Here is a 12,885-nt window from a genome sequence, read left to right on the forward strand (position 1 = left end):
GGGGGGGGGGGCGGGCTCCCGCCTACCATCCAGTCGTGCCTCTGCGGGGGGCGCGGCCCCCCCGCCCGCGGGGCCCCGGGGGGGGCGCCTCGTGTCCCCAGCCCCCCCCCCGACGCGGCGCAGGCTAGCGGCCGGTGCGCTGTGCCGAGACCTTTTCGTAGATCACCGTCTTGCCGGACGGGTCGCTGGTATCGGTGCCGCTGTATTGGCGCAGGCCGATGGCGCCGGAAGCGTACGTCGCATCCGTTACTGTGATCTGCGGTGTCGTCATGTCGTCCAGGTATACCTGGATGCGGTCGCCCTGGGCGACGACCCGCAGGTGGTATGCTTTGTCTTTGGTGATCGTGGCGGGGATCTCCTGCAGCGACTGCCAGGCGTTGTTCGATTTGCCCAGGATCAGACTGCCTTTTGTGCTGATGGCCGCGTAGTATCCTTTGTACGCATCGACGCCTACGGTGGGAACGGATGTCCGGAACAATACTCCGCCTTCGGTGGCGTCGTTCAGGATCGTGACCGTTGCATCCATCGTGAGGTTGTCGAAGTTGGAGGTCGTGACAACCGACTTGGCGCCATCAATATTATACGACTCGGAGTAGTATTTGCCGCCGGTTTGTTGCCAGCCTCCGCCGAAGTTTACCCACGGATTTTTACCATCGGCAGTAAAGGGATCGGCGAAGGTCTGTTGTGCCGGTGTGACCGCGGCGCCGACCAATGGGAAATAGGTGACCCGGATGCGTTGTGCGCCAAACGGCACGAGGGTTACCTGTTGCTCGGGGCCGGTAGGTTGTGCGTTGACCGGTGGCTCTGCGGCGTGTACGCCGTTCGCCGCCAGGCCCCAGCCTTCTACCTTGCGCGCTTTTACTTTTAGCCGCACCGGGGTCGTCTCCGGGCGAAACGGATTCTGCGGCATGGCGGTGCGTTCTACGGTAATGCTTTTGGCCGGCGCCTTCGGGTCGATCACCAGCCCATAGTTCCAGTCATTTGCGGGCAGCACTTCATATTCGCTGAAGTCGATACCGTCGAAGGTGTGCTCTTTCTTGCGTTTCCATTGCTCTTCCATTTGCAGGGTATATACCAGCGGGCCATGCTCGATGCCTACGGAGTGGTTGACCCAGGTGGAGGTCTGCAGCGTCATCGGCAGGTCGAGCACAACCTTGTCGTTGTTCTTCCAGGTACGCGTGATGGTATAATATGTACCCGGAGTGACGCCTTTCTGCGCCTTGCCGTTCACTTTCACCACGGGGTTAGCGCACCAGGCGGGGATGCGCAGTTGAAGCGGGAAGGACGTGGCGCGGTCGATGGCTATGGTAAACCGGATCTGCTCTTCAAAAGGATAGCCGGTCTCTTCGGTGATCGTCACCGGTATGCCGTTTGCTACCTTGGCCTGTACGTTGCTGGGGGCATATGCGGTCGCCGCCAGGCCGTTGCCGGCGGTGGCCATCCAGCAGTGCTGGGTATATTTCGGCCATGCCATGTGCAGGTTGAAGCGGCAGCAGGGGTAGCCTGAATAGGGGCCGGGCACCACGCCGTTTGCATAGTCCTGGCCAAAGCCGTTGTGACCGTCTTTGCTTTGCACCTGGTTGGGCAATGTATAGTACTGGTGCTGCCGGAAGTCCGGGCTGATGCCCGCCGGCAACTGGTTGAACGCAATCTTTTCCAGCTCGTCGCCGATGGTGGCGTCGCCCAGGATGCGCATGGCGATCTCGTCGCAGAACATACGTTCTGCGGTGCTGCAAAGCTCTACGCCCTGGATCGATGCATTGCCCGAAAGGAACTCCGTGCAGGAGTTCATGCCGGTGATGTGGGTGTGATACGGTTCCAGGTTCCTGATGCCCTGTAAGAACGCGTTCTTATCTTTTGCGTTGTGTGTTTGCTGGTAGAACACGGGGCCGTATTTATAGGCCTGCGCCACATTCACACCGTGCTTGGGGAAGAAGTCGCCGTGAAAGTCGGTGAGGAACGTATTCTGCGAAAAGATGTCGGTATAGTTATAGGCCTGTTCCTTGATCTTGGCGCTCAGTTGCAACAGGAAGGCGTCGCCCGTGCGGTTGTAGAGCCAGAAGATCACGTCGACGTTGTCGGCGGCGCGGGCGCTGGCCCATTCTTTCAGCGGGCGGCGGTCGAGTGCTGCCAGCTGGTATTGAAAGTAGCGTGTCAGGAAGGGAATGACGCGTGCGTCATGGGTGGCTTCGTGGTAGTCGCACAGGGCATAGAGCATGGGCATTCGCGCCCACCAGTCGCTGTTGGTCGTGGGACCGAAGCTGCCGTCGGCGGCCTGGCTGCTGAGCGCCCAGTCGATCCATTTTTGCGCGCGTTGTTTTAATTCGGCGTCGTGCAGGGTGTATGCCAGGCCGACCAGTCCGCGCAGGTAGTACGTGGGGCGCTCCCAGTCGGAGTCGGGGGCTGTGCCTCCCAGCCAGGCGGCGTCGGATCGCAACTCGGCATACAGCGCTTCGGCATGGCCGGTAAGACCATCCTTTTGCAGGTCCAGCTGCGTGGCCAGCCAGCCCCTCGGAGTGATGCTGCCCAACGGCAGGGCTACAAATGGCGTGGGTTGCAGGGGTGCCCGGTTGGAAACATAGTTCTTGTTCTGGGCGTGCGCCGTGGACAGCCACAGACAGCCCCAGGCCAGCAGGACAATGGTCTTCGATCTCATGATGCGTGTTTTGTCTTGCTAGTTTACACTTTTATTTCACAAGACGAAACGCCTGCCAGGGGAAACAGAGTGAGTGCGGGGTATGAGAGCGAATAATGGCATTTTTGGTGTACCTAAGCGAAATAGCGCTGCATAGAGTCGTGCAGGATGGATTTTACGTTCTCAAACAGGTTCTGCGTTTTGATATAGCCATAGAAGGCGTCGAAGGGAATCGCCTCCAGCCGTGCGGTGATGCGCCGCATTTCGTGCGCGGGCAGCGGGATCTTGTTGGGATAGCTGCGCTGTACCGAGAAATGTTTTTTGCTCGGTGACAGGAACACGGTGTCACCGCATAAAATACTGCCCGCGGACGACAGGAAGGGCACGTGCAAAATGGTGCTGCCTTCAAAGTGCCCGCCGATGAGTAACAGCTTCATGCCATCCCACAATGCCAGTTCGTCGCCTTGCCACAGGTGGACAAACGGCCCTTGTTGCACGATGTGCATGGCGTCGTGCCGGTGGATATATACGGGACATTGAAACACTTCGGCCCAGTCGTTCATGTTGCTATAATAATGCGGGTGGGAGAACGCGATGGCCCGCAAGCCGCCGTGTGCCTGGATAAAGGCGATGGTCGCTTCGTCGAGCAGAGGGATGCAATCCCACAGGATGTTGCCCTGTTCCGAGAGTACCAGCAGCGCCCGCTGGCCGATGGCGAATGTGGGATTGACTTCCAGCTCGTACAGGTTTTCCTGGAGCCGGGTCACTTTCATGCTGTGCTTGCGGTGCAGTTCTTCGGTGGTCGTCCAGCGCTGGCCGCCGTCGGGTATATACTGGCGCTCTTCGTTACAGATCGTACAAAGCGTGGGTATGCGATCGTTCGGATAATACGTGCCGCAGGTGCTGCAAATGGTTTGAGGGTTCATGGGTTAGTGGGTTAAGAGTTGATCGATGCTCCAGGGAAAGTCTTTCAGGCTGGCCAGCAGCAAGGCTGCTGCGGAAAATACAAAGACGCTGTAGTCCAGCGGCTCTTTGAGGCCGAACGAATAGGCCATCGACACGGCAAAGAGGAAAGTCAGCACGGCGCTGCCCAGGGCGGCCCAGGGTGTCTGATAGCCCACGAACAGCAGCAGGGCGAAGGTGATTTCCAGCGCGGTGGCGGTGACGGCCAGGAACGGGATCCAGCCGGCCGGTGCCCACGAGCATGTTTGGGCGGTATAGTCCAGAAAGTTTTTCCAGCCACCCGAGCGCGCGCCCCAGAGGCTGAGCCGCGAAGCGACGGCGGAAAGGAATGTGGCGGATAACGCCAGGCGTAAGAGGAGTTGTTGCATAGGATTTCGTTGAATGTTACGCCTCAAAGCTATATGTTTACTGGATGGTCAAAATAATCCAGTTTTAACAAATCACCTCATCCAGTTTATGGAACTGTTACAGGAACTGATCGCGATCGACCATACGTCGCCGCAGCCGGTATATTTACAGATCAGCCATGCCATGATCGCGGGCATCCGGCAGGGCAAGCTGCGCAAGGGATTAAAGCTGCCCGGCACACGCGGGTTGGCCGATTTGCTGCACGTCAACCGCATGACGGTTGTGGCGGCCTACCAGGAGCTCGACGCGCAGGGCTGGATCGAGATGCACGCGCGCCAGGGGACTTTCGTCAAGGCGGTGCCGCCGCTGCTCGCGCCGACGGGGATCACGCGGCAACCCCTACCTGCCGGCTTTCCCGCAGCCGCGGGGTTCAGCTATGACAAAAAACGGATCCTTCCCATCGCGACGTCCAACTTCCCGTCCACCGGGAAATTGATCTTCAACGACGGCTTTCCCGACATCCGGCTGGCGCCCATCGACGCGCTGGGTGCCACGATCCGCAATCTTTCCCGTCGTACAGCCAACCGGAAGTATCTGCAGTACGGGGGCGCGCAGGGTACATTGCCCCTGCGGGAAACGCTGGCCGAATTTTTATGTGATACGCGGGGTCTGGCGGTGACGCCCGAGAATATACTCATCACGAAAGGCGCACAGATGGGGATATTCGTTGCCGGCTCGGTCATCTTAAAGCCTGGTGACGATGTCATTGTCGGAACTCCCGGCTACGACATGGCCGACACTACGTTCCGGCAACTAGGCGCACGGCTGAACGAAGTTCCCGTCGATGCCGAAGGGATCGATACGGCGCGGGTGGAGCGGCTATGTAAAAAGAAAAAGATCCGGCTGCTCTATGTCATTCCCCACCATCACAACCCCACCACGGTAACGCTGTCGCCCGAGCGGCGTATGCACTTGTTACACCTGGCGGCTATGTATAAGTTCGCTATCCTGGAAGACGACTATGATTATGACTTTCACTATGCGAGCCGCCCCATCATGCCCATGGTCAGCCACGACAGCCGGGGGCATGTTATTTATGTCGGTACGCTGACCAAGACGTTTGCTCCGTCGGTGCGCTTCGGCTTTGTCGTAGCGCCGGCCGACTTTATTCAAACCGCCACGTACTTTCGCAAGATGGTCGACACCCAGGGCGACAGCTTTATGGAACACGCTATTGCCGAGCTGTACCGCGACGGCACGCTTACACGGCACATTAAGAAATCCGTCAAATTATACCGCGAGCGTCGCGATCATTTCTGCGACCTGCTGCAAACGGAATTGCGCGATCATATTGATTTCACCGTGCCGGATGGTGGTATGTCGGTTTGGGCGCGGTTCCATGCCGATCTGAAGAAGGTGTCAGCTCGGGCGCTGGAGAAGGGACTTGTTATAAAGGACGGGACGAGTTACGACACGGATAAGATTAAGTATAATGCGGTGAGATTAGGGTTTGCGTCGTTGAATCTGAAGGAGCAGGAACAGGCTGTGGGGATTTTGAAGGCGGTGTTGCGTGATGAGGCGGTGCGTGGGTGAGGTGTCTCCTTTTCGGGGCCATGTACTGTAAATCTTTCAAAAAACTTTTTTTGTATGAACCCGCGGTAAGGAGTAGCGACCGAGGGAGCCGGAAGTAGCCGACGGGTGAGCGCCTGCGGTCAGCGTGTCTTGTGCCATGGCTCGTACCAGTGGTCATTGGGTTGTGTGGGGCAACGATAGGTTGTGTTTGACGGCGGACAGTGTATACCCGGGATATGTTTTTTTCGGATCCGGACGGTGCGGACATAGGGCCGGGGTGATTCATCCATCGTTGACACGGATGACGCTGCTATCGGACTGTGCTACGTATGTTTTGCGTGTATATTCCGCGGTGGCGTCAGCAGGCCGGATGTAACTTGCGCCGTTGTAACTTTATCCAACGTTTTTATGCATAAATATGTACTTTTTCTGGCGGCGCTGATGGTGTTCGCCTTGTCTTCGTGTAGCGATTCATCGGAAGAAAATCCCGGATCTTTACAGGGTGTGGAATTCGAGGGTGCAGACGCTGCTATCGATGTCTATGCGGGAGATACGCTCGATGTTAAGATCAAGAATTTTAATGGATTTTACCATCGTCTGATTCTTAACGATAAGGTGCTCGATCAGTGGATTCTCGAGGAGAAAGATGGTTATGTTACCCATCGTATCGTGGTGCCGCCCCGGATCGGGTCCGGGCACCTGGTGTTATCCAACAAGGAGAACGAACAAATTACGGGGCCGGCCCTACGCTATAATAAGCAGTATGTACGGGTGTTTTTCGAAGGATACTTCCTGGGGACTGGCATGACGCGGCTGCAAAACGATGTTATGGCGCTCTACGAGGGTACGGATGAGGCCCTAAAAACGCTCCGATATGCAGGATTCAGCACGGAGACAAACATACACTACGCTGTTTTTAACCTGAGAGGGTCAACACTCAATCGGACGGAGTTTAATTATGATCCGGGGCGTATCGACTATACATACGGTGGCACCGGGATTGCGGCTAGCAGAGACGGAGAGAAACTCTACTTTTTTTTGCGCACGGACATTGATGGACCGATGCTGAGCGACGTCGTGGAGGTTCCGACCAGTACGTTGACCCAGTCTAGCTATACACCGGCATTTTACACGCAAGCGTCCGAGCGCGGCAAGCTGGGTTGGGTGTCCGGTCTGGCGAGCGATTCAAAAGGCAATCTGTTTACGGTAGAACATGAAAGACCCTATATCCAGAAAATCACGAACGGTTTGATCACGCGCTTTGCGGGGGGTGATGAAGATCGTAACGCCGACGGAACGGGCGTCCACGCCGGCTTCCAAACAATTCAGAGCATTGTCATTGACGAGCAAGACAACCTCTACGTTGCCGACAGCAACCGGATCCGGAAGATCACGCCTGCCGGCGTGGTTACGACGCTGGCTGGGTCTACGGAAGCCGGCAATCGCGACGGCGCTGTTGCCGATGCACGTTTTAATACTCTAGCCGGCATCGCCATCGGTGATGATGGCGTACTCTATGTGTACGATCGTGGTAACAAAGGCATTCGGATCATCAACGCCGAGCATACGCAGGTGTCGACCCTGCACATGTACGATCTCTGGCAATTTTCGCCTGGTGCGCACGATAGCCACATGTCCATGACAGTCGATAGCAAAGGGAATGTGTATTTGTTGCAAAGCAGTGAAAGTGAACACGATATCTTTTCAAACGGGTTCAGTGCCTTTTTGTTCGAGGACAACATCCCCGGTGAAGTATTTGATGATATTATTACCTTCCGGAGTAACACCGGCTGGGCCGGCAAGATTGTAACCGGACAATAAAACGGCGAATGGGGTTAGCCCGAGTCGGTGGGAGATTCGGGCTTACTCCGTTGCCAGCTTCTTGATGTGGATTGTAGTCTGCGCGGTATGCCCGCGCGGTCTGCAGGCCGCCGGAAGTGTCTTTCTAAAAAAGTGACCGGTCGCTGTGTACGGTGTTTCTTCCTCTTGCGCACCACCCTGGCCGGCACTATTTCAGCCCCCACCAGTGTCAGGGCGTGAAAATTCTTATTCGCGAGCCGGTAAAGATTTCCATTTGTTTCCTGCAGGAATTCGATGCCCAGTACGTGCAGCCTTAGCGTGCCGTGTTCGGCGGACAGTGCATTTGTCACGGATATGTCAACCGGCACGTTACCTTTTGCCGGCAATGCGGTGCTGGTTGCGGTGTGTACGGCATAGCGGCCCGTGGCCGGATCTATCCAGGCCACACTGCTCACCATACGGTAATGGGTGGCACCAGCGGGTGTGTAGAGATGATGTGCGGGAACAACGCGTTTAAACGATGTAATGGTGGTGCCCTGAACTTCCCCCGGCGCGACGGTATAGGGCGTCCGCAGGAGCCTGGTGATAGAGGATTCCTTATTAAAATCGAGCCCCTGCAAGGAAGTGATATCGCCGTACAAAATGGAACGATTTCCGGGGGCGTGGGTGTTATCCGCGCGAATGGCGGTCATGATGGCGCTGGTCAGCCGACTGGTCATACGCTGGTCGGCTAGCGGCGCATAGATCGGGTGAAACGCTGCGCGGATAGCCTTCACCAGGGCTGCGCCCCTGCGAAAGTCGTTGTTGTTTTCACGCACACGCACAAACGCGGCATCCTTGCGGATCCGCTCAGCGTTAACCGAGGTCTTCCGACGTTTCAGGGGGCCGTGTTTGGGATCGATATAGTATACATCTTCTCCCATCGGACCTTCCAAAATAATGGGCCCTTTTTGCTTTGCCATGTTATTTTTCGTTCATAGAACAATATCGGGAAGGGTAGACGTAAAAACAACGGAATTATTCGTATATAAAAATATAGCACCAAAGGCTTGCATGTTTCGAATGTGCTTGTCCGAATGATATTTTATGTCGGCAGCTACCGGTGCATATTTTTTGGGGAATTTGTGGATAACTTTGGCGACGAACGAAGGGTTTATAGGGAAGGTATAAGGTTTCCATACTGTATGTACGGCTTACGTATGGCTTTGGTATGGCTTTGATACGGGTATGGTGGGGTGCGGCTACCCCACCATACCCGTATCAGAGCGCTATCTTACGGCTATACCACGGCTATATCACTCCTGTCAGACTTATTCCGACTTCGTCCGGAGACGGCAGTTGCAAACTGCCTACAGTTCCCGGCACAAGTTTCCGCGCCTGCGCTAACGCTTGGCGCTCAAACTTGCGCCAGGTGCTAAACAGTTCGTGCAGGTTTATAGCGCGTGAACGTATCCGCGCGCGACGAGGTCTTCGGGATCTTTTACGGCGAACGTGCGTCCGTCTGACAGGATATACAGATGATCGGCTGTGGATAATACCTGGCGGTAAAGATGATCGGTCAGGATGATCCCTTTTCGTTCTTTTGCCTGCGCCAATACGTGTTGGAGCACTTCGATGTGTACGGGCATGACACCGGTGAACGGCTCGTCCAATAGACAAAAGGTGGCTTTTGAATGCAGGATCATGATCGCTTCGATGATGCGGCGGTAGCCGCCGGAGAGCTCGCGGGAGCGGAGTGATAAAAAGGGTTCCGCTTCCGGAAAGTATTCCAGGATATGGCGTTTGTCGACATCGAATAACCGCAGTGCCCGCTGTAACGGCATGTTGGGCGGTATCAGGTCCTCTTGCGGCAGGTAGGCGATGATACGTTTTTTCATATAGTCGCCGGCGAGGTATTGTCCGTTGACCCGTACCGACCGGACCGGTACGCGCAGGCTGCCGAACACCACCTTGAGCAAGCTGGACTTGCCACTGCCGTTTCGCCCCAGAATGCCGATGATATTGCCTACCGGGCATTTCATGTATATACCCGAAAGGATCGTACGTGCGCCATACTGGAGCTCGATGCCATCAAATTCCAATATGTCGTTCATACGAGCTGTGCGGTTATAATGACGAGAAGAAGCCAGATGCCCAGGTCAAACAATGCCGTAAGGGTATATAGCCGGTGTGTGGAATATCCGAGGTTATGAAAGAAATGAAGCCGTTCGGCGCGGGAGAGATGGAACAACGCACCGAGCATGGGAATGGTAAAGACCTTCAGCCAGAACAACGCCAGTCCGTACCAGCCCGAACCCTCGTCGATGATCACGTAGCAACAATACAGATTGACGGCAGCGGACGGGTAAAGAAAGTTTTGATAGAAGGTAAAGATAGCAGCCATAACGGCTGAAGAGGCAAAGTATATGCCAATTTTATAGTGGGCGTTCTGTCGACGCCTTCCGGGTAAATACGGATGGATGGTTTTTATTGATCGCCGAATTATTTCATATTAGGGCAAACTTTAGACGCCACCACGATGCCCCTTACCCGAAGGCTTTTTTTACACCAGGCCACGCTTGCTACGGCCGCGCTGCCGCGCCATTTCTTTGGCCACGATGTACCGCCGGGTGACGGACAGCTTTTTACGGTGCTTTTCCAGGGTGATTCTATTACCGATGGCAATCGCGGGCGGACGGACGATCCGAACCACATCATGGGCCATGGCTATGCCTTCAGCATTGCCAGCCGGCTGGGTGCGGATCATCCGGAGCGGAATCTCAAATTCATCAACAAAGGTATAAGCGGCAACACCATTACCGACCTGGCTGCACGCTGGGAGGCTGAGGCACTTGCCCTAAAACCCGACGTGGTGAGCATCCTCATCGGCGTGAACGATGTGTTGTTTTCGTTGCGAGATCAACAGGATCCCGAGGGCCGCAACTTCGGCGAGCACTATTCAACACTGCTGGCCGCTACGCGGCAGGCATTGCCCAACGCCGTACTTGTGCTGGGAGAGCCGTTTATACTACCCGTTGGGCCGGTAAAAGAAAACTTGTCGGCGTGGCAGTCCGCCGTTGGCAAGCGCCAAACAGTTGTACGTACACTGGCGGCGCGCTATCACGCCGTCTTTGTAGGATATCAACAGGTATTTCAGGATGCTTGTAAAAAAGCGCCGGCCGATTACTGGATCTGGGATGGTATACATCCCACGGTGCCGGGACACGAGCTGATGGCACGTGAATGGCTGCGGCAGGTTAGCAAGCGTGTAGGGCAACTACGCTAACCCGCGTTAACCGTATTAACCCGCGAATTATTTGCATTCAAACGAATGAAGTTGTCAGTACAGGCTGCAAAAGTTCGGTGTTCTTCTTACTTTGCACTACCACAAAACATAACTGATGAGCTACCAAAAGAAGTATGTATGGGCGGCTTTGTGCTGCCTGACGTTGGGATTAACATCCTGCGACAAATCCAAAACAACCACTCCCGCGGACCCCGGGTCCGCACCATTCACCACGCTTCGTGCCCCGGCCTATCCGTTGGTTACGATCGATCCGTATACCAGCGCCTGGTCCATGGCCGACAACCTGTATGACGATGCCGTGCGCCACTGGACGGGCGAAATCCATGCGTTAACGGGTGCCGTGCGCGTAGACGGTGCGGTGTATCGTTTCCTGGGCAAGGAAAAATATCCGCTCAAGGCCCTCGTGCCGATGGCGAAGGATCAGCCCTGGGAGGGCCAGTACACCACAAAAGCGCCCGCGGCCGGCTGGGAAAAGCCGGAGTATAAACCTACCGGGTGGAAAACCGGCAAAGCGGCCTTTGGTACAAAGGACTTTAATGCCACCGCCGCTATCTGGGACACGGACGACATCTGGGTGCGCCGCACGTTCACGCTGTCGGAGTTCGATAGCGCGGTCTACCTGATCTATTCGCACGACGACAACTTCGAGCTGTACCTCAACGGCCAGGAGATCGTGAACACGGGTGCCGCCGCGCGCATGGATATACTCCAGAAGATCGATGCTTCGCTGCTGCGCAAGGATGGTCCCAACACGATTGCCGCCCATTGTAAAAACACGGGTGGCCTAGCGTATGTAGATTTTGGCCTGTACACCAACTCTGCGCAGCCGGAGATTTTTCAGCAAGCTGCCAAACAGGAGAACGTGTCGGTATCAGCGACCCAAACCCGGTATACCTTTACCTGCGGCGGAGTAGGCCTGGAAGTGACTTTCCGCTCGCCGCTGTTGCCGACGGACCTCAACCTGTTGTCGCGTCCGATCAGCTTTGTAGATTACCGTGTGACGTCGGCCGACGGCAAGGACCACGCCGTAGAAGTATATTTTGAGATGACACCGAGCTGGGCCGTGAACAGCCCCAGCCAGGAGGTTGTCGTAAACGAGGGCAAGGCCGGTAGCGTAGCGTATGTGCGCGCCGGTACTACCGAGCAGCCGGTGTTGAAACGCAAAGGTGACAATGTACGCATAGACTGGGGGTATGTTTACCTGGCGTCGGCGTTGCCTGCGCAAGCGAAACTGGGCATCGGCACATCGGCTATCGCTGCGAAAGAGCAGTTCAGCAGCCAGGGCGACCTCGCCGCCAGTGCCGGCGAGACCAAGGCGAAGCTGACGGAAAGCACACCGGCCATGAGCTATGTACACAACCTGGGCAAAGTAGGCTCGAAGGCAACGTCGGGTTATATTATGATCGCCTACGACGACGTATCATCCATTCAATATTTCGGCGACAACCGTCCGGCCTGGTGGAAACAAACGAAGCACGCCACGATCGACGACATCCTGAACGAAGCGCAGGCCGACTACCAGGAAGTAAAAGAAAAGTGCGATGCGTTCGACAAACAGGTATACCAGGAAGCGCTGCAAGCCGGTGGTAAGAAATACGCCGACATCTGTATCCTGGCGTTCCGCCAATCCATCGCCGCGCATAAGCTGACACAAGATTCGTCGGGTAACATTCTCTTCCTGTCGAAGGAGAACTTCAGCAACGGCTCGATCGGTACGGTAGACGTGACGTATCCGTCGGCGCCGCTGTTCCTGAAATACAACCCGGATCTGCTCAAAGGCATGATGAACCCGATCTTCTATTATTCGGAAAGCGGTCGGTGGAAGAAGCCATTTGCGGCCCACGACGTAGGTACGTATCCGCTGGCCAACGGTCAGACTTATGGTGAGGACATGCCGGTAGAGGAGTGCGGCAACATGCTCGTGCTGGCCGGCGCGATTGCAAAACGCGAAGGCAACGCCAACTATGCGAAAGAACACTGGAAGGTGCTGACGACGTGGGCCGGCTACCTGCGTGAGAACGGACTCGATCCGGCAAACCAGCTTTGCACGGACGACTTTGCCGGTCACCTGGCACACAACACCAACCTGTCGATCAAGGCGATCATGGGCATTGCTTCGTATGGTATGCTGGCCGAAATGCTGAACAAGCAGGACACCGCCAAGCTGTATAAGGACGAAGCGGCGCGCATGGCCCAGGAGTGGGTAAAGATGGCCAACGACGGCGATCACTACCGCCTCACGTTCGACCAGCCCGGCACCTGGAGCCAGAAGTATAACCTG

The 12,885-nt window shown here is 56.0% G+C and carries 10 protein-coding genes; 4 read left to right on the plus strand and 6 right to left on the minus strand.

The features are described from left to right. Positions 1-124 precede the first annotated feature (124 nt). The 3 genes from KK078_RS29655 to KK078_RS29665 form a co-directional block, all read right to left on the minus strand. The gene (locus KK078_RS29655; RefSeq protein ID WP_254094538.1) at positions 125-2,656 is read right to left on the minus strand and encodes a beta-L-arabinofuranosidase domain-containing protein; all 2,532 of its coding nucleotides are present in this window, start codon (positions 2,654-2,656) and stop codon (positions 125-127) included. Between the two features lie 113 nt (positions 2,657-2,769). After that, on the minus strand, positions 2,770-3,561 hold the full coding sequence (locus KK078_RS29660) for an MBL fold metallo-hydrolase (protein WP_254094540.1): 792 nt from the start codon (positions 3,559-3,561) through the stop codon (positions 2,770-2,772). A 3-nt stretch (positions 3,562-3,564) separates the two neighbouring features. Continuing rightward, complete coding sequence (locus KK078_RS29665) at positions 3,565-3,966, minus strand: DoxX family membrane protein (protein ID WP_254094541.1); 402 nt, start codon at positions 3,964-3,966, stop codon at positions 3,565-3,567. Between the two features lie 88 nt (positions 3,967-4,054). On the opposite strand from KK078_RS29665, the gene pdxR reads away from it, so the two are divergent. Together pdxR and KK078_RS29675 are read left to right on the plus strand one after the other, a co-directional pair. Beyond that, positions 4,055-5,539: a MocR-like pyridoxine biosynthesis transcription factor PdxR gene (gene pdxR, locus KK078_RS29670; RefSeq protein WP_254094543.1), complete on the plus strand. Its 1,485-nt coding sequence runs from the start codon at positions 4,055-4,057 to the stop codon at positions 5,537-5,539. A 387-nt stretch (positions 5,540-5,926) separates the two neighbouring features. Next, complete coding sequence (locus KK078_RS29675; RefSeq protein ID WP_254094545.1) at positions 5,927-7,339, plus strand: NHL repeat-containing protein; 1,413 nt, start codon at positions 5,927-5,929, stop codon at positions 7,337-7,339. A 14-nt stretch (positions 7,340-7,353) separates the two neighbouring features. On the opposite strand, the gene KK078_RS29680 is transcribed toward KK078_RS29675, so the two are convergent. From KK078_RS29680 to KK078_RS29690, 3 genes are all read right to left on the minus strand, one after another. After that, on the minus strand, positions 7,354-8,280 hold the full coding sequence (locus KK078_RS29680) for a hypothetical protein (RefSeq protein WP_254094547.1): 927 nt from the start codon (positions 8,278-8,280) through the stop codon (positions 7,354-7,356). 471 nt (positions 8,281-8,751) lie between these two features. Then, entirely contained in the window at positions 8,752-9,411 is a 660-nt protein-coding gene (locus KK078_RS29685; RefSeq protein ID WP_254094549.1) for an ATP-binding cassette domain-containing protein, read from the minus strand. Further along, the gene (locus KK078_RS29690; RefSeq protein WP_254094551.1) at positions 9,408-9,701 is read right to left on the minus strand and encodes a hypothetical protein; all 294 of its coding nucleotides are present in this window, start codon (positions 9,699-9,701) and stop codon (positions 9,408-9,410) included. The genes KK078_RS29685 and KK078_RS29690 overlap by 4 nt, the downstream gene beginning before the upstream one ends. A 135-nt stretch (positions 9,702-9,836) precedes the next feature. On the opposite strand from KK078_RS29690, the gene KK078_RS29695 reads away from it, so the two are divergent. Next, the gene (locus KK078_RS29695) at positions 9,837-10,583 is read left to right on the plus strand and encodes an SGNH/GDSL hydrolase family protein (protein ID WP_254094553.1); all 747 of its coding nucleotides are present in this window, start codon (positions 9,837-9,839) and stop codon (positions 10,581-10,583) included. A gap of 115 nt (positions 10,584-10,698) precedes the next feature. Next, on the plus strand, positions 10,699-12,885 hold a 2,187-nt coding region (locus KK078_RS29700), incomplete at its 3' end, for a glutaminase domain-containing protein (protein ID WP_254094555.1).

It is taken from the genome of Dawidia soli (assembly GCF_018598185.1).
Classification (GTDB): domain Bacteria; phylum Bacteroidota; class Bacteroidia; order Cytophagales; family Cyclobacteriaceae; genus Ohtaekwangia; species Ohtaekwangia soli.